This is a genomic window from Geodermatophilus sp. SYSU D00708 (genome assembly GCF_054050115.1).
In genome coordinates this window covers 72,471-89,403 of the sequence record NZ_JBJGYS010000007.1, presented here as the reverse complement: position 1 = coordinate 89,403, position 16,933 = coordinate 72,471, and the positions used below count along the sequence as shown (strand labels likewise).

Annotated in this window: 15 protein-coding genes and 1 riboswitch; of the genes, 5 read left to right on the top strand and 10 right to left on the bottom strand. The window is 76.5% G+C overall.

Annotated elements, in window-relative coordinates; translation table 11 throughout:
- Positions 1-108 precede the first annotated feature (108 nt).
- A complete protein-coding gene (locus tag ACI79D_RS08455) occupies positions 109-837 on the top strand; it encodes an ANTAR domain-containing protein (protein WP_456917922.1) in 729 nt (242 codons plus the stop codon).
- On the opposite strand, the gene ACI79D_RS08450 is transcribed toward ACI79D_RS08455, so the two are convergent.
- Together ACI79D_RS08450 and ACI79D_RS08445 are read right to left on the bottom strand one after the other, a co-directional pair.
- The gene (locus ACI79D_RS08450; RefSeq protein ID WP_456917921.1) at positions 800-1,753 is read right to left on the bottom strand and encodes a nucleoside hydrolase; all 954 of its coding nucleotides are present in this window, start codon (positions 1,751-1,753) and stop codon (positions 800-802) included. The two genes, ACI79D_RS08455 and ACI79D_RS08450, sit on opposite strands and share 38 nt — an antisense overlap.
- Positions 1,754-1,765: 12 nt before the next feature.
- Positions 1,766-3,109, bottom strand: a complete 1,344-nt coding sequence (locus ACI79D_RS08445; protein ID WP_456917920.1) for an APC family permease — start codon at positions 3,107-3,109, stop codon at positions 1,766-1,768.
- 325 nt (positions 3,110-3,434) lie between these two features.
- Between ACI79D_RS08445 and ACI79D_RS08440 the strand changes: the two genes are divergently transcribed.
- Positions 3,435-4,160 carry a hypothetical protein gene (locus ACI79D_RS08440; protein WP_456917919.1) on the top strand — a complete coding sequence of 242 codons (726 nt, stop codon included), beginning with the start codon at positions 3,435-3,437 and terminating at the stop codon, positions 4,158-4,160.
- An 866-nt stretch (positions 4,161-5,026) separates the two neighbouring features.
- On the top strand, positions 5,027-7,069 hold the full coding sequence (locus ACI79D_RS08435) for a SpoIIE family protein phosphatase (protein ID WP_456917918.1): 2,043 nt from the start codon (positions 5,027-5,029) through the stop codon (positions 7,067-7,069).
- 135 nt (positions 7,070-7,204) lie between these two features.
- Here the strand turns inward: ACI79D_RS08435 and ACI79D_RS08430 are convergent, their stop codons facing one another.
- Together ACI79D_RS08430 and ACI79D_RS08425 are read right to left on the bottom strand one after the other, a co-directional pair.
- Positions 7,205-7,630 (bottom strand): ATP-binding protein, encoded by a 426-nt coding sequence (locus ACI79D_RS08430; RefSeq protein WP_456917917.1) that lies wholly within the window; start codon positions 7,628-7,630, stop codon positions 7,205-7,207.
- 119 nt (positions 7,631-7,749) lie between these two features.
- Positions 7,750-8,283, bottom strand: a complete 534-nt coding sequence (locus tag ACI79D_RS08425; protein WP_456917916.1) for a DUF1697 domain-containing protein — start codon at positions 8,281-8,283, stop codon at positions 7,750-7,752.
- 117 nt (positions 8,284-8,400) lie between these two features.
- On the opposite strand from ACI79D_RS08425, the gene ACI79D_RS08420 reads away from it, so the two are divergent.
- Positions 8,401-9,735, top strand: coding sequence for a uracil-xanthine permease family protein (locus ACI79D_RS08420; protein WP_456917915.1), 1,335 nt, complete (start codon positions 8,401-8,403; stop codon positions 9,733-9,735).
- A 12-nt stretch (positions 9,736-9,747) separates the two neighbouring features.
- Here ACI79D_RS08420 and ACI79D_RS08415 read toward each other — a convergent pair whose 3' ends face one another.
- The 6 genes from ACI79D_RS08415 to ACI79D_RS08390 form a co-directional block, all read right to left on the bottom strand.
- Positions 9,748-10,515 carry an energy-coupling factor transporter transmembrane component T family protein gene (locus tag ACI79D_RS08415; RefSeq protein WP_456917914.1) on the bottom strand — a complete coding sequence of 256 codons (768 nt, stop codon included), beginning with the start codon at positions 10,513-10,515 and terminating at the stop codon, positions 9,748-9,750.
- Positions 10,512-11,903 carry an ABC transporter ATP-binding protein gene (locus tag ACI79D_RS08410; protein ID WP_456917913.1) on the bottom strand — a complete coding sequence of 464 codons (1,392 nt, stop codon included), beginning with the start codon at positions 11,901-11,903 and terminating at the stop codon, positions 10,512-10,514. The genes ACI79D_RS08415 and ACI79D_RS08410 overlap by 4 nt, the downstream gene beginning before the upstream one ends.
- Before the next feature lie 32 nt (positions 11,904-11,935).
- On the bottom strand, positions 11,936-12,550 hold the full coding sequence (locus ACI79D_RS08405) for an ECF transporter S component (protein WP_456917912.1): 615 nt from the start codon (positions 12,548-12,550) through the stop codon (positions 11,936-11,938).
- A riboswitch (TPP riboswitch) is annotated at positions 12,548-12,651 on the bottom strand. (Overlaps the previous gene by 3 nt.)
- A gap of 96 nt (positions 12,652-12,747) precedes the next feature.
- The gene (locus ACI79D_RS08400; protein WP_456917911.1) at positions 12,748-14,040 is read right to left on the bottom strand and encodes an Nramp family divalent metal transporter; all 1,293 of its coding nucleotides are present in this window, start codon (positions 14,038-14,040) and stop codon (positions 12,748-12,750) included.
- 106 nt (positions 14,041-14,146) lie between these two features.
- Positions 14,147-14,851 (bottom strand): Mut7-C RNAse domain-containing protein, encoded by a 705-nt coding sequence (locus tag ACI79D_RS08395; protein ID WP_456917910.1) that lies wholly within the window; start codon positions 14,849-14,851, stop codon positions 14,147-14,149.
- Between the two features lie 17 nt (positions 14,852-14,868).
- Complete coding sequence (locus ACI79D_RS08390) at positions 14,869-16,326, bottom strand: aminotransferase class I/II-fold pyridoxal phosphate-dependent enzyme (protein ID WP_456917909.1); 1,458 nt, start codon at positions 16,324-16,326, stop codon at positions 14,869-14,871.
- 93 nt (positions 16,327-16,419) lie between these two features.
- Here ACI79D_RS08390 and ACI79D_RS08385 point away from each other — a divergent pair, with 93 nt between their 5' ends.
- A complete protein-coding gene (locus ACI79D_RS08385; RefSeq protein WP_456917908.1) occupies positions 16,420-16,932 on the top strand; it encodes a VOC family protein in 513 nt (170 codons plus the stop codon).
- The last annotated feature ends 1 nt before the right edge of the window (position 16,933 follow it).

Genomic DNA, 16,933 nt, shown 5'->3' with positions numbered 1-16,933 from the left:
CCCAGCCCGCCTCCATCCTGACCGAAAGGGCCGAGTCCTGCAGCGGCGGGTGCAGGTGTGTACCGGAGGCGACTCCTCAAGGACGGGCGCGCACGGCACACTGGCGCCGTGGAGGAGTTGCTGCGCGACCTGAGCCGGGTGGCGCTGGCCGACCGGAGCCTCGCCGACGTCCTGGGCGAGATCACCGAAGTGGCCGCCCGGGCGATCCCGGGCGCCGAGTCGACCTCCATCACCCTCGTCCGCGGGGACACGGCGTTCACCGCCGCGCACCACGGCGAGATGGCGCTGGCCGCCGACGAGCTCCAGTACGAGCGCGGGCACGGCCCGTGCATGGACGCCGGCCGCGGCGGGGTCGTGCTGCGGATCGACGACATGCGCACCGAGCAGCGGTGGCCGGACTACACGGTCCGTGTCGTCGAGGTCGGCGTCCGCAGCTCGCTGTCGGTGCCGCTGCCCTACCAGGGCAGCGCCATCGGCGCGCTCAACGTCTACTCGTCGCAGCCGGCCGCGTTCGCCGCGCCGGAGTCGGAGGAGGTCGGCACGTCGGTGGCCGAGGCCATCGCCGTCGCCGTGGCCAACGCCGACGCCCACGACCGGCTCGCCGACCAGGCCCGCAACATGCGGCTGGCGATGGAGTCGCGGGCGGTGATCGAGCAGGCCAAGGGCGTGCTCATGGCCCAGCGCCGGGTCGACGCCGACGGGGCCTTCGAGATCCTCCGCGAGGCCTCGCAGCGCTACAACCGCAAGCTGCGCGAGATCGCCGCGGGCATCGTCGCCTCGACGCACGACGGCGGCCAGGTCACCGGGCTCCGCGGCTCAGCGCCTCCAGCCGACTGACCAGGAACTCCACCGCGGCCGGGCTGTCGACGGTCTCGGCCACCTCGACGGCGGTGGGGGAGTTCGACACGCGACGCCGGTCGACCAGCGTCTGACCGCGGCCGGCACCCAGGGTCGTGTCGACGACGACGTCCCGCCGGGCCGTGCCCAGGGTGCCCGGCACGATCGCCTCGGTCAGCGCCAGCGCGTCGTGCACGACGACGCCGGTCGTCCCGTACTGCGTGCGGGCGTGGTCCACGTACTGCTGGAGGATCCCCGCAGCCGTCGCCCCGATCGGCCCCGCCGCGGCGAACCGGGCGATGCCGTCGTCGTCGAGCACCGTCGGCAGGGTGACGTCGAGCCCGACGAGCACGGTCGGCACCGCCGAGCCCAGCACCCGCTGGGCGGCCTCGGCGTCGGCCCAGACGTTGAACTCCGCCGCCGCGGTGACGTTGCCGCCGCGGCCGGCCGAGCCGCCCATGAGCACCAGCCGGCCGATCCGGTCCGCGGCCTCGGGATAGGTGGCCAGCAGCAGCGCGATGTTCGTCCACGGCCCGATCGCGGCCACCGTCACCGGCCGCTCCGAGGTGAGCAGCAGGTCGGCGAGGGCCACCACCGCGGGCCGGGGGTCGACCGCCGCCGGCGACGCCGGCAGCTCCACCCCGCCCAGCCCGGTGCCGCCGTGCACGTGCCCGGCCCGTTCCGGCTGCCGGTAGACCAGCGAGTCCCGGGCCCCGGCCGCGACCGGGACGTCGGCCCGGCCCGCCAGGTGCAGCACCCGCAGCGCGTTCTCCGTGGTCTGCGCCAGCTCCACGTTGCCGTGCACCGTGGTGACCAGGCGCAGGTCCACCTCGGGGCTGGCCAGGGCCAGCAGGATCGCCAGCGCGTCGTCGATGCCCGGGTCGGTGTCGATCACCAGCGGGGTGCGGTCGGCCACCGCGCCATCCTGTCAGCCGGCGACCGGGGACTCCCGGGGCTCGGTCCGGTCCCGTCGCCGGCGCGCGACCTGCGTCCCGGCGTGCAGCAGCACCCCCAGCGCCAGCAGCACCCCGGCGCGCACCCACGTCCCCGCCTCCTGCCGCGCCAGCAGGAGCAGGCAGGAGGCGATGCCCAGGACCGGCAGCACCGTCGGCGCCCGCCAGTGGTCGGCCGCCACCCGGTCGCGGCGCAGCACCAGCACCGCGGTGTTCGTGCTGAGGAACACCAGCAGGAGCAGCAGGACGACGGTGTTGGCCAGCGCGGCCAGCGAGCCGGTCGCGGTCAGCACCATCGCCACCGCCGTCGTCACGGCGATCGCCACCCACGGGGTGCGGCGTCCCGGCAGCACCCGGCCCAGCGCCCGCGGCAGCAGCCCCTGCTCGGCCATGCCGAACGCCATCCGGCTGGCCATGATCATCGTCAGCAGCGCGCCGTTGGCGACCGCGATGAGGGCGACGACGCTGAACAGCTGGTCGGGGATGCCGGCGTCCGCGGCCCGGACGACGTCCAGCAGCGGGCCGCTGGAGCCGGCCAGCTCCTCCGGTGGCAGCACCACCGCGGCGGTGAGGCCGACGAGCACGTAGACCACGCCCGCGGTGAGCAGCGCGCCGAACAGCGCCCGCGGGTACACCCGGCGTACGTCGCGCACCTCCTCGGCGACGTTGGCCGAGGTCTCGAAGCCGACGAAGGAGTAGTAGGCGAGCAGCGCCGCGCCGAGGACCGCCGAGGCCGCCGAGACCCCGGGCGGGAACTCCACGGTGCGGCCCAGGTCGCCGTCCCCCCGACCGAGGACCACGGCCCCGAGGACGACGACGAGCACCAGGCCGGAGGCCTCCACCAGCGTCATCACCGTGTTGGCCCGCAGGGACTCCTCGATCCCCCGGGCGTTGAGCAGCGCCACGAGCAGCAGGAACACCAGCGCTGCCGGTGCGGCGGGCACGTCGAGGAACACGCCCAGGTAGTCGCCGGCGAAGGCCAGGGCCAGCCCGGCCGCGCTGGTCACCCCGGCGGCGAGCATGCAGAAGCCGACGAGGAAGGCGACCACCGGGCGCCGGAACGCCCGCTCGGCGAACACCGCCGACCCGCCCGCCCTCGGGTACTTGGTGACCAGCTCGGCGTACGAGGTGGCCGTCAGCAGGGCCAGCAGGAGCGCGAGCACCAGCGGCACCCAGATGGCGCCACCCACCTCCGCGGCCACCTCGCCCACGAGGGCGTAGACGCCCGCACCGAGGACGTCCCCGAGGACGAAGAGGTAGAGGAGCCTGCCGCTGACGGCGCGGCGCAGCCTGGTCTCGGGTTCGGCCGGTCCGGTCACCGGTCGAGTCTCGGCACGCGGGACCGACCCGGCAAACCGGGGCCGACCCGGCGGACCGGGCCCCGACACGCGGGCGCGCCGGGGCGCGTCCCGGGATGACCGAGCCCCTGACCAGCGGCTTCCACGCTCAGGAGGGCACGGCTTGTCGACAAGGCAGCGGTGCGGGCGAGGGGTCACCGACCCGTCGGGGAGGCCGCTGCAACGGTTCGGTCACGCGCCCTCCAGGAGGTGTCGGGAACGGCCGTCCGCGCGGCCCGCCGTCCCTACCTTTCTCCTTGTCCGCGGCACCTTCCCCGGTCGCGGCGACTACCTGCAGGAGGACGTCATGGCGTTGGACCGGGCACCGGTGTCCCGCACGTCGCGCATGACCGACGACCTGACCCTGAGCGGCCTGCTGGACGTGCTGGAGCGCGCCGAGGACCTCCCCCTGCGCCGGCCGCGGCCGGTGCGGGCGGCGGCGCTGCGCCCGGGCGGCGTCCGGCGGCCGGTCCGCTCCCTCCCGGCCGCCCGGCCGGTGCCGGTGCCGCGCGCCCGCCCGGTCGCGCCGGCCTCCCCGGCGGTGGCGCCCGCGCCGCCGGCGCCGTCGGCCGGGTCCGCTGCCCGCCCCGCGCCGGCCGAGGCGCCGCGGCCGACCCTGCGCGCGCGGCTGCGGGCGCTCGTCCGCCGCCTCGCCCTGTGGGGCGCCGGGCCCGACGGCGCCCACCTCGCGTGGGGCCGACCGGTGCCCCCGGCGCCCCGCCCCGACGGCCCGGTGGTGCTCACCGAGCTGCCGAGCACGCCCACGATCCAGCCCGCGGCGCCTTCCCCCGCCGCGGCGCTCCGTCCGGCCGGGATCCCCCGGCCGGCCCCGGCCCGGGCTCTCCGGCCGGTCGCCCCGCCCCGCGTCCCGGTGGTCGCCCCGCTCGCCCGGCAGGTGCCGGCACCGCGGCCCACCCCCTCCCCGGGATCCGCGCCGGCCGAGCACCGCCGAGGTGCTCCCCGGGCCTCCGCCCCGGCCCGGGCGCGCGGCGACCCGCGCCCTCCACCCGCCCGGGGATCGCCGTCCGGCTGATCCCAGCGCGACCACGGCCCTCGCCGCGGACGCCGTCCACCGCACCCCCGCCAGCTCGCCGGCTGCCGGTCACCGCCTTCCCCCTCCGGTGACCGCGACCGTCGCCTCGGCACCGTCTCGCTCCTCTGGCCGACCTCGCACCGCCCCAGGCCGTCCCCCTCCGACGGTGGCTCCCGCCGCCCCAGTCGTCCCGCACCACCGGTTCTCGCCTCGACCTCCCGCCGACTGCGCCCCGACGCAGCGCGCGGACCCTCCAGGGAGGCGCAGACCGCGGGTGCGGCCGGCTGCCGGCACCGGGCCGCCGTCCTCCGAGAGGGACCAGGTCACCGCCGGCACCCGCGCCCCCCGGGTCCGACCGGCACGACCTCGCCGGGCGCCGTCGCGGGTCCGCCGCCGGGTCGCCCCCCGGCGCGGTCGGAGTCGATCCGCAGAGACCGTCCGGGCCACGGAGCCGCCGAGCTCGCAGGGACGCTGGACGCCCGCACGCAGGACGTGACCCTCGTGCCGGCGGACGTCGACCCGTCCGCCTCCCCGCCCGAACGGCGGGCGCCCCGCCGGACCGGGGCGCCCGCCGTTCGGCCTGTTTCTGCCGCACGTCGTAACCACTGGGTGATCCGCTCGTTGCCCAGCGTGGAGGAACGCTCCAGACGACGCGGTCCCCCGCGACCGCTCCGGCCTCGCCCTCCCTGCCCCCGGGGGCGGGGCCCGTCCGGGATGTCGATCCCGCCACACCGGGTGGCCCCGGGGCCGAGGACGTGGGAGAAAGGACCGTCGGCCGTCTGCCCGCAGGTGCCGCCACGTCGCGGCGCTGCCGCGTCCGTCCCCGCCGCCCGGCCCCTGGAATGCGAGTGAGTCGAGAGAAGAGCGTGGACCGGCCGCACCCGGAGGTCGGGTTGCCCGACCCCGAGCTGGCCCGTCTCCGCTTCGACCTCGCGATCGACGCGGCCGGGATCGGCAGCTTCGACTGGGACCTGGTCAACGGCCGGCTGACCTGGGACGACCGGCTGCTGGCCATCTTCGGCTACGACCGCGCGTCCTTCGACGAGACCATCGACGCCTTCGCCGCGCGCGTCCACCCGGACGACCGCGACCGGACCATGGCGGCCCTGCAGGGCGCCATCGACTCGTGCGGCGAGTACGACGCCGAGTTCCGGGTCGTCCTGCCGTCGGGGGAGACCCGCTGGGTCCAGGGCCGCGGCCGCGCTCTCGCCGACGCCCACGGGGTCGCTGTTCGCCTGCTGGGCGCCGGCTACGACACCACCGACCACCGGCAGGCCGACGCCCGCGTCGCCCGGGTGCTCGAGTCGATGAACGCGGCCTTCTTCGCCCTCGACCGGGAGTGGCGGTTCTCCTACGTCAACGCCGAGGCCGAGCGCGTCCTGGGCCGCTCCCGCGGCGAGCTGATCGGCGGCGACATCTGGGAGCTCTACCCGCACGCCGTGGGCAGCGACTTCGAGGTGCACTACCGCGGTGCGGCGGCCGTCGGCGAGGAACGGGTCTTCGAGGCCTACTACCCGGCGCCGCTGGACGCCTGGTACGAGGTGCGTGCCTGGGGCGGCCCCGACGGGGTGTCGGTGTACTTCCTCGACGTCACCGAGCGCCGCGCGGCCGAGGAGCGTGCCCGCGCCGGTGCGGCCCGTCTCCGGCTGATCGCCGAGGTCAGCGCGGTGACCGCCGAGACGCTGACCGCCGGGAAGGGCGTGGAGGCCGCGTTGCAGCGGCTGGCCGAGGCGGTCGTTCCGGTGCTGGGCGACTGGGCGCTGGTCAGCCTCACCGGCGAGGACGGGCGGATGCGGGACGTCGGCTCCTGGCACCGCGACCCCGCCGTCCGGCGCACGGTGGAGCGCTACGCGGGTCTCCGGCTGGCCGCCATCCGGCCCGACGCGCCGGTCATGCGGGCGCTGGCCTCGGGCCGGACGCTGACCGTCGACGACGTCGGCGCCACCGTCGGCAGCACCCTGGACGGCGAGGCGGCCGACGTCTTCTGGGAGCTGGCGCCCCGGACGGCGCTGACCCTGCCGCTGTCGGCCCGCGGGCGCACGCTGGGCGCGCTCAGCATCTACCGGTCGGCCGACCGGCCGTTGGCCGACGCCGACGACGTCGCCGCCGCCCAGGAGGTCGCCTCCCGGATGGCGCTGGCGGTGGACAACGCCCGCCTGTACGCGCAGGAACGCAACCTGGCCGAGGGGCTGCAGCGCAGCCTGCTCACCGACCCGCCGGCGCCGGACTCGGCCGAGATCGTGGTGCGGTACCTGCCCGCGGTCGAGGTCGCCCAGGTGGGCGGGGACTGGTACGACGCCTTCCTGCAGCCGGGCGGCTCCGCGGTGCTGGTGATCGGTGACGTGGTCGGCCACGACACCGCCGCCGCGGCCGCCATGGGGCAGCTGCGCGGGATGCTCCGCGGCATCGCCCACCGGCCCGACGTCGGGCCCGCCCGGGTGCTCACCGACCTCGACTCGGCGATCCAGGGCCTGGGTATGCCCACGATGGCGACCGCCGCCGTCGCGCGGGTCGAGCAGACGCCGGAGCAGCGCGCCGCGGGGCTGACCACCCTGCGCTGGTCCAACGCCGGTCACCCGCCGCCGCTGCTGCTGCACGCCGACGGCCGGGTGGCGGAGCTCGCCGGCCACCGTCCGGAGCTCATGCTGGGGGTCGACCCGGCCACCCGGCGCAGCGAGCACACGGTGACCTTCCGCCGCGGGGCCACGGTGCTGCTCTACACCGACGGCCTGGTGGAGGGGCGCGACCTGCCGCTGGACGACGGCATCGCCCGGCTGCGCGGCGCCCTCGCCGAGCTGGGCAGCCTGCCCCTCGAGCAGTTCTGCGACGCGGTGATCGAGCGGCTGCGCCCGGAGGGCCTGCAGGACGACATCGCCCTGGTCGCCATCCGCCTGCACCCCCAGGAGTAGCCCGCCGGGACGGCTGGTGGCCGCGGTGGTCGGGAGGAGTGGGGCCCGGAGGGTTCCCCGGCGAGCGGCCGGGCGGGCTCGGCGTGGGCCGGGGACGGCACGTGGCCGCGGTGCGGTCCGGAGGACCGCGGTGACTCAGCCCAGGACGGCCCAGACGTGCTTGGCGCCGGCGGACACGTACCACCCGTGGTCGGCGGCCAGCTCGGCGATGAGGTAGAGACCCAGGCCGCCCTCGCTCGGGTCGCGGCCCACCGCGGGCGTCGGCGGGGTGGCCGGTGCGGCGTCGGAGACCTCGATCAGCCAGCCCGTCCCGGTCGCGCGGACCGCTGCCGCCACGTGCCCGCCGCCGTGCCGCAGCGCGTTGGACGCCATCTCGTCGAGGGCCAGCACCAGCCGGTCCCGCAGGTCGGCCGCGGCCGGGTCGGAGGCGGTGAGGTGCCGGCGCAGCGCGGCCCGCACCTGCGGCAGCTCGGCGACGTCGGTGAGCTCCCACTCGAGTCCGCCGCGGGCCGCCGGCGGTGTGGCCGACGGCCAGACCGGCCCGGCCGTCTCCCGTGTCACGCCGCTGGTTCCCCTCACGTGCTCGTCGCCCGGAGGCGCACCTCGCTGCGGCCCGCGGGCGAGCCGAACACCTGCGTATGGCTCCAGGAGAGCCCCGCTAAACCTGTCTGTCACGCACCTCACACGGCGCCCAGCTCAGCCAGCTTCCGGACGGTGTTCCAGTTCCGGGAGGTCCCCGGCACGCCAAGCAGGGTGTCCCACCGCCACGACGCCAGCGGCGTGTCGGCGACCCCGTCGGGCAGCCAGAGGAACAGCTCGCGGCCGGCGACCCGGTACTCGCCGCGGTCGGCCGGGGGCAGCGCGGCCACCCGCTCGGGGTCCGGCGCCCGGGACAGGAAGGTGACCAGGTAGCGCGCCGGGTCGGTGGCGACGGCGCCGAGCGGGTCGGCGGCCACCACCGCGGCGACCTCGGTCCCGGTCCGGACGACGACGGGGGCCGCGAACCCGAACCGCTCCTGCACCGCGGCCTCGACGTCCGCGGCGAGCTCCTCGGCCGTCAGCGGGCTGTCGAGGACGACGTTGCCGCTGCGCAGGTGGGTGCGGACGGCGCCGTGCCCGCGCGCGGTCAGGGTCTCCCGCAGCTCGGGCATCCCCATCTGCCGCGCCCGACCCAGGTTGATGCCGCGCAGCAGCACCACGTAGCGCGTCGACACGGGCCGCACCGTAACGCGCCGACCTGCGGGTGCCGGGAACGCAATGGGGACGACACCGGTCCGGAACACGCTCCGGCGACCCTGCTGGCGGACCGCCGCCCAGCCCCAGGAGCCCCGATGGCCACCACCCAGCCGACGACCACCCCGGCCTACGACCGCGCCGACCCCGACGCCCGCCCGCCGTGGGGCGTCGCGGTGCCGCTGGGGCTGCAGCACGTCCTGGCCATGTTCACGTCCAACCTGACCCCGGCGATCCTGCTGGCCGGCGTCATCGGGGCGACCACGGGCGAGGCGGTGCTGCTGGTCCAGGCCGCCCTGCTGTGCGCCGGGCTGGCCACCCTGCTGCAGACGGTCGGCATCGGTCCGGTGGGCAGCCGGCTGCCGCTGATGATGGGGTCGGGCTTCGCGTTCATCGCCGTCGCCGTCCCGCTGGCCGAGGAGTACGGGCTGTCCGCCGTCCTCGGCGGGGTGCTGGTGACCGCCGCCGTCCAGGTGGCGATCGCCCTGGGCATCCACCGGATCGCGTTCCTCTTCCCGCCCGTGGTGACCGGCACGATCATCCTGGTCATCGGCCTGGGGCTGCTGCCCAGCGGCGTCAACCTGGCCGCCGGTGGCGTCGGGTCCCCGGACTTCGGCTCGCCGGTCAACCTGGGCGTGGCCGCGCTCGTGCTCGTGCTGACCGTGCTGCTCAACCAGTTCGGCCGCGGGCTGCTGTGCACCGCCTCGGTGCTGGTCGCGGTCGTGGTCGGCTACCTGGTGGCGATCCCGCTGGGCCTGCTGGACCTCTCCGGCGTCGGCGACCGGCCGCTGGTCGCCGTCCCGGCCCCGTTCGAGTTCGGGCTGTCGTTCCCGGTCGTCGCGGTGCTCTCGATGGCGGTGGTCGGCGTGGTCAACATGGTCGACTCGGTGGGCACCGTGCACGCGGTCACCGAGGGCGGGGCGGGGCGTCCGGCCACCGCCCGCGAGCTGCGCGGCGGCATCCTGGCCGAGGGCGGCAGCGCCGTCCTCGGCGGGGTCTTCGGCGCGCTGCCGACGACGATGTTCAGCCAGAACATCGGGCTGGTGGCCCTCACCAAGCAGATGAGCCGGCACGTGGTGACCATCGGCGCGCTCGTCCTCGTGGGGCTGTCCCTGCTCCCGCAGGTCGCCGCAGTGCTGGCCGCGATCCCGCCGGCGGTGCTCGGCGGCGGCGTGCTCGTGCTGTTCGGCATGGTGTGCGCGATCGGCGTCCAGCTGCTCAGCAAGGACGGCCTGGACACCCGGGGGCTGCTCATCGTGGCGCTGTCGGTGGGTCTGGGCCGGGGGATCGCCGCCGCGCCGGACGCCGTGGACCGGGCGACCGGCGAGTGGGGAGCGCTGTTCGACTCGGGGATCGTCGTCGCGGCCGTGGTCGCCGTCGTCCTCAACCTGGTGCTGCCCGGCCGGCCGCGCCGTCCGCACCCGGGAGCCTGACCGGCAGCGAACTCAGCCGAGCAGCGGGTCCCAGGCGCCGCTGGCCACGCTCGCCGCCACGGCCGCCGCGCAGACCGCGACGGTCCCGGCGACGAACCAGCCGTCGCGGGGGCGCAGGACCGAGCCGCGGGCGTTGGTCCGGGGGACGCCGGAGTCGAACCCGCGGGCGTCCATCGCCGTCGCCAGCCGGGTGCCGCGCCGGATGGCGGCCACCAGCAGGGCGAAGGCGGTGCCGGCGAGCAGCCGGGCCGCGGCGACGGGGTTCGCCCCGGCGTCGACGCCCCGCGCCCGCCGGGCCAGCCGGATCGTCTCCCACTCGGCGGCCAGCAGCGGGACCAGGCGCAGCGCGGCCAGGGCGCCGTAGGCGAACCGCGGCGGCACGCGCCAGTGCAGGGTGAGCGCGTCGGCCAGCCGGACCGGGTCGGTGGAGGCGACCAGCAGGACCCCGGGCAGGGCCAGGGCGATGACCCGCAGGCCCCAGGTGGCGCCGCTGAGCCAGGCATCGGCGCCGTCCAGCGCGCCGAAGGCCACGTTGACCCAGGCGACGCCGGCCGCGCTCAGCAGCAGCGGCCAGGTCCGGCGCGCGACCTCCCGCGGGGTGGTCAACCCCGCGGCCGGCAGCAGCGTCAGCTCGGCGGCGAGCACCACCGCCGGGGTGACCGGGTCGCCGCTGACCAGCAGCACGACGGTGAGGACGGCGATGGCGGCCAGCTGGGCGACCGGGTTCACCGCCGACAGCGGGACCGGGCGCACCGGCCCCAGGGCGAGCGGCGGGGTCACGGGACCGCCACCGGGGCGCCCAGGCTCAGCACGTCGTCGGCCAGCGCGGCGACCACGTCGGCGTCGTGGGTGACCAGGCACAGGGCGCGGTCGCCGTCCTGCTGCTCGGCCAGCAGCGCGACCAGCTCCGACCAGGTGTCCCGGTCCTGGCCGAAGGTGGGCTCGTCGAGCACCAGGACCGGCGGCCGGGTGGCCAGCGCGGTGGCGACCGACAGCCGCCGCTGCTGCCCGCCGGAGAGGGTGAACGGGTTGGCCTCGGCCAGCGGCGCCAGGCCGAGCCGCTCGAGCAGCTCGTCGGCGCGCCGGTGTGCCGCGCCCTCGCCCGCGCCGGCGCGCAGCGGACCCAGGGACAGCTCGTCGCGCACCCGTCCGGTGAGGAACTGGTGCTCGGGGTGCTGGAAGACGGTACCGACCCGCTCCACCAGCTCGGCGGCCCGCCAGCGGGACGGCGGCCGGTCCGGGCGGCGCAGCCCCGCCGTGAGCGCCGGCCCGGTGGTGACCCGGCCGGTCGTCGGCGCCCGCAGGCCGGCCAGCAGCAGCGCCAGCGTGGACTTCCCGGTGCCGTTGGGGCCGGTGACCGCCAGGGTCCGCCCGGCCCGCAGGACGGCGTCGGTCGGCGGCAGGGCGGGGGCGGTCGAGCCGCGGTGGGTGAACCCGGCGGCGTCGGCGGCAAGCAGCACCGCCCCCGCGGGGGAGCTGCGCCGGACGGGGAGGCGCAGCGGAGCCGGTGCCCACCCGGGGCCGTGCTCGGCCACACCACCGCCCGGCAGCAGCTCCACGACACGGTCGACCAGGGGCAGCCAGGCCGCGGCGTCGTGGTCGACGACGACGAGGGTGGCGCCGCGGTCGGCGACCGCCCGGGCCACCGCGCCGCGGACCAGCTCGGCGCCGGCCGGGTCCAGCTGCGCGGTCGGCTCGTCGAGCAGCAGCAGGCCGGGGCGCGGGGCGAGCGCGCCGGCCAGCACCAGCCGCTGCTTCTGCCCGCCGGACAGCGCGCCGGTGGACCGGTCGCGGCCCAGGTCGAAGCCGACCGCGGCGAGGGCGGCGTCCACGGCCGGCCCGATCGCCGCGGGCGGGGTGCCGACGTTCTCCAGCCCGAAGGCGACGTCGTCCCCGGCGCGGGTCATCACCAGCTGCGAGTCGGGGTCCTGGAAGACCATGCCCACCCGCTGCCGCCGGCGGTCGGGCGGCTCGCCGTCGACGGTCAGCTCGCCGACGGCGTCCCCGTTCTCCGGGTCCAGCAGGCCGCCCAGCGCCCGCAGCAGCGTGGACTTGCCCGAGCCGGAGGCCCCGGTGAGCAGCAGCCGCTCACCGGGGGCCACCGTCAGGTCGACGTCCCGGACCGCCCAGGCCCGCCGGCCGGCGTGCCGGAAGCCCCACCCGGCCACCCGGACGGCGGCCGGGGACCCCCCGGTCAGCGTCAGACCCGGGTACGGCCGGAGGCGAACGCCGACAGGGCACCGCTGCCGGCCAGCGCGCGGGTCAGCGCCATGCTGCCCGCGCCCGCGACGACGACGGTGCCGGCCACGACCAGCGCCACGTACGTCGTCTTCCAGCCCGCGGTCCAGTCCGGGTAGTAGTAGAGGAGGTCCAGGACGGCGGCCATCGCGCCGGCCAGCGCCGCGGACAGCAGCGCCTGCGGCCACCCGAAGCGGCGGTACCGGAAGGCGGCGAAGCCGGCCTCCCCGGCCAGGCCCTGCAGCAGGCCGTAGACGATGGTCGTCGTCCCCCAGGCCGAGCCGAGCAGCGCCGAGACGATCGCGGCGACCAGCTCGGCGAACAGGCCCGCGCCGGGCTTGCGCACCACGAGCGGGGCGAGCACCGCGGGGACCAGCCAGACGCCGTACATGAACGCCTGCCCGGGCGGGAAGGCGGCGAAGGCCGTGCCGGTGCCCGCCCACAGCAGGCCCCAGGCCCAGAAGACGACGCCGAAGGCGACGCCCAGGACGGCGGTGACGACGATGTCGACGGTGCGCCAGCGCGAGCGGCCCCCGGTGGGCGCAGCCGACGACGGACGGACGGCCTGGTCGGCCATGGCTTTCCTCCAGACTCCCTGCGCCGGCATGACCCGGATCAGGTTCGAGGGTCTGCGGGAACCCGCACTCTCAGCGCCGAAGCGCTCCCCTGCTGTGTGTTCGGTTGTGTGACCAGCCTAGACCGTTCCGTCGCTGCCGCCGTCCGCCGGTGCCTCCGTGGGCATGGCGCCCGGCCCCCTGGTGACGGCAGGGTCCCTCACCCGAGGACGAAGCCCAGCAGCAGGTGGGCGTTGAGGCCGATGATCAGCGCGGCGACGACCGCCCCGGTGATGGTGGTGACCGGCCGGTTGACCCAGTTGCCCATGACCGAGCGGCGGGCGGTCAGCCACAGCAGCGGCACCAGCGCGAAGGGGATGCCGAAGGAGAGCACCACCTGCGACCAGACCAGCGCGGTGGTCGGGTCGCCGCCGAGCAGCAGCACCGCCAGGGCCGGGGCCAGGGTGACCAGCCGGCGGGCGAGGACGGGGATGTGCCGGCGCAGGAAGCCGGCCATGACCACCTGCCCGGCGTGGGTGCCGACCGAGGAGGAGGCGAACCCGGAGGCGAGCAGCGCGACGGCGAAGGCCAGCGCGGCGCCGGTGCCCAGCTGGTCGCCCAGCCCGGCGTGCACGCTCTCCAGCGACTCGATGCCGTCGTCGGCGGTGAACAGCTGCGCGGCGATCACCAGCATCGCGGCGTTGACCAGCCCGGCCAGGCCCATCGCGACCAGGACGTCGACCCGCTGGGCCCGCAGCAGCCGGCGCCGGCCGGCCTGGGTGCGCCCGGCGGTGACCACGTCGCCGTACCGGCCCGGGGTCAGCGCGGAGTGCACGTAGATGACGTGCGGCATGACGGTGGCGCCCAGGATCCCGGTGGCCAGCAGCAGGCTCTCCGAGCCGGCGAACGACGGCACGAGGCCGCCGGCGACCCCGCCGACGTCGACGCCGGAGCTGACCAGCGTGTAGCCGAAGCCCAGGCCGATCACCAGCAGCAGCCCGGCGATCACCCGCTCGAACGGCCGGTGCCCTCGGGACTGCGCGGCCAGCAGCACGAACGCGACCACGGCGGTGATCACCCCGCCGATCGGCAGCGGCACGCCGAACAGCAGGTTCAGCGCCACCGCGCCGCCGACGATCTCGGCCAGGTCGGTGGCGATCGCGACCGCCTCGGCCTGCAGCCACAGCCCGCGGGTGACCGGCCGGGGCAGCTGCTCGCGGCAGAGGGTGGCCAGGTCCCGGCCGGTGGCCAGCCCGAGCTTGGCGGTCAGCGACTGGATGAGCATCGCCATGAGGTTGGCCGCCACGATCACCCACAGCAGCGTGTAGCCGAACGAGGCGCCGCCGGCGAAGTTGGTCGCGAAGTTGCCCGGGTCGACGTAGGCCACCGCCGCGACGAACGCCGGACCCAGCAGCGGCCACAGCCGCCGCCGTCCGGACCCGGAGGGTGCCGGTCTCGGCGCGCCGACCAGCGTGGTCGGCAGGACGGCGGCCTCGGTCTTCGACAGGTACACGGCGGCCTCGCAGGAGCGGTGCAGGTGGGTGGGCGCTCCTTCCTGTGCCCGCCGCGGGTGACACGTGCGGGCCAGCCCGTGGCCCCCGGGGGCCGACCTAGGGGGCCTACCGGGTCGCCGTCCGGACCAGCGCGTCGATCCGGCGGGCGTGCGCGCCGCGCCAGTAGACCCGGTCGCAGGCCGGGCAGCGGGAGAACTCCTCGTAGGTCCGCCGGGTGCCGGCGGGCAGCCGGTCGGCGACGTCGGCCTTGGCCACCGGCAGCAGCCGGGCGCCGCAGGCGGTGCAGCGGGTCAGCGGCGCCAGCGGGGGAGCGAACCGGTCCAGGACGTCGGCGAGCTGGTCGTCGGGCCGGGCGCCGCGGACCAGCGCCCCCGACGGCAGGGCCCGGCGCATGAGCAGGCCGCGGTCCTGGGTGAGCAGGGCGCGCTCCTCGGCGGTCGCGCGGACCACGAGGTCGGCGTCGTCGGCGTCGTTGGACCACGCCGCGTCCAGGCCGAGCAGCCGCAGCCGGCGGGCCAGCGTGCCCAGCCCGACGTCGAGCAGGAAGCCGCCGGCCGGCACCGGCTGCGGCCGCGGGACCTCGGCGATCTCCACGGTGCTGCCCGGCCGAGTCCGGTCGGAGACCCCGGCGGGGGCGCCGTCGACCCGGAGACCGCCGACCTCGGTCAGCGGCACCCCGGCCGCCTGGACGACGTGGCCGAGCGTGGCGTCGGGGTCGAACCGCATCCGCCGGACGCCGCGGTGCCGGTCCCGTCCCGGCAGGAGGAAGCGCAGCGGCGGCGGGACGACGACGTCCACCGAGCCGGTCACCGCTGGCCTCCCGAGGGCTATGAGACGACGCGGAGGGTCTCCATCGACGGGTCCGCGGCGTCGGGGATGAGCATCCCGGCCTGCACCCCGCTGGTCAGGTAGTCGACGGCGTCCTGGCTGATCCGCTCGCCGGGCGCCAGCACCGGGACGCCGGGCGGGTAGGGGCTGACCAGCTCGGCGGCCACCCGGCCCACCGCCTCGGCGGCCGGCACCTGCTCGACACGGGCGAAGAACGCATCGCGCGGCGTCATCGCCTGCTCCAGCTCGAGGCCCTGCGGCGAGGGGAGGTCCACCTGCGGCGGGCGCTCCATCGACGCGGCACCCTCCACGAGGGCCCGCAGCGCGTCCAGCAGCGCCTTCTCCGTCTCGTCGTCGTCGGCGTGGGTGATGCGGGCGTTGACGCGGAAGGTGTCGGCCGCGCCGAGGTCCACGTGGCAGGCGGCGCGCACCCAGTCCCCGGCCTGGAAGCCGGTGATGCCCAGGCCCCGGACGTCGACGGTGATCGCCAGCGGGTCGAGGTCGAAGGCGCCGCCGGTGCCGACCACCTCGCGGCCCATGACCGCCAGGCCCGGCAGTGCGTCGATCTCCGCCCGGATGCGCGCTGCGCGCTCGATCGCCCTGCCCAGCAGCTCCTCGCCCTGCTCGACCATGTGCCGACGCCACCCGTCGAGGGTCAGGTACACCAGCGACGAGGAGCTCGTGGTGCCCAGCAGGTCCTCCCGCTGCTTGAGCACCTCCGGGTCCACGCGGGAGCCCTTGAGGTGGAACACCGAGCTCTGCTCGATCGCCCCGCCCATCTTGTGCACGCTGGTGACGACGACGTCCGCGCCGGCGTCCATCCCCCAGGCCGGCAGGTCGGGGTGGAAGGGCAGGTGGGCACCCCAGGCCTCGTCGACGATCAGCGGGAGGTCCCGCTCGTGGCACACCTCGGCGACGCCGGCGATGTCGGCGCAGGTGCCCCAGTCGGTCGGGGTGATCAGCAGCATCCCCTTGGCCTGCGGGTGCCGGTCGAGCGTGCGGCGGACGTCCTCGGGCTCCGGCGGGTGGGCCAGGTGCCGCTCGGCGTCGAAGTGCGGGTGCACCCAGACCGGGCGGATGCCGCTGATGATCAGCCCGGCCACCACCGACTTGTGCGCGTTGCGGCTGACCAGCAGTTCCTCGCCCGGGCCGGCGACCGAGATCATCGCGCTCTTCACCGACAGCGAGCTGCCGCAGGTGGAGAAGAAGGCCTTGTCGGCGTCCACGGCGTCGGCCATGAGGTCCTCGGCCTGGGTGGTGACCGCCTGCGACTCGCGCCGGTCGTCGAGGCCGTTGAGCGAGAGGACGTCGGAGGCGAACACGCCCTCCCCGACGACCTCGACCACCCGCGGGTCGGCGCCGCGGCCCTGCTTGTGGCCGGGCGGGCCGAAGACGACGTCCCCCCGGCGGCGGAACTCCTGCAGGGCCTCGAGGACGGGGGCGCGCGAGTGGTCCATGCCCGGCACCTACCCGATCGGGCGCGACCGATACTTGAAGTCTCAAGCAGATGGGCGCACACTGGCGTCCTGCCGACCGTCAGGAGTCCGACCATGCCCGTCCAGCGCCTCAACCACGCCGTCCTCTACGTGCGCGACGTCGCCCGCAGCCACGCCTTCTACCGCGATGTGCTCGGCTTCCGCGCCAAGATGGAGATCCCCGGTGCCGCGGTGTTCCTGCAGGCCGAGGGGTCGAGCAACGACCACGACCTCGGCCTGTTCCAGATCGGCGCGGCCGCCGGCGCCTCGGAGGCCGGCCGGCGCACGGTCGGCCTCTACCACCTGGCCTGGGAGGTCGACACCCTCGCCGAGCTCGCCCGCATCCGCGACGCGCTGCTGCAGGCCGGGGCGCTGGTCGGGATGAGCGACCACGTGACCACCAAGGCCCTCTACGCGCACGACCCGGACGGCCTGGAGTTCGAGGTGTCCTGGCTGCTGCCGGCCGAGTTCATCACCCCGGAGCTCACGGCGGGCGCGGCCATGACCTCGCCGCTGGACCTCGACCAGGAGATCGCCCGCTACGGCGCGCACACCCGTGGCGGCGTCGGGGTCTCCCTCCCCGCCTAAC

What these genes read in the sequence shown, in the direction of transcription:
- ACI79D_RS08440 (WP_456917919.1), top strand. Translation starts at nt 3,435, where the DNA reads ATGGCGTTGGACCGGGCACCGGTGTCCCGCACGTCGCGCATGACCGAC.
- ACI79D_RS08420 (WP_456917915.1), top strand. Translation starts at nt 8,401, where the DNA reads ATGGCCACCACCCAGCCGACGACCACCCCGGCCTACGACCGCGCCGAC.
- ACI79D_RS08405 (WP_456917912.1), bottom strand. Translation starts at nt 12,550, where the DNA reads ATGGCCGACCAGGCCGTCCGTCCGTCGTCGGCTGCGCCCACCGGGGGC.
- ACI79D_RS08390 (WP_456917909.1), bottom strand. Translation starts at nt 16,326, where the DNA reads ATGGACCACTCGCGCGCCCCCGTCCTCGAGGCCCTGCAGGAGTTCCGC.
- ACI79D_RS08385 (WP_456917908.1), top strand. Translation starts at nt 16,420, where the DNA reads ATGCCCGTCCAGCGCCTCAACCACGCCGTCCTCTACGTGCGCGACGTC.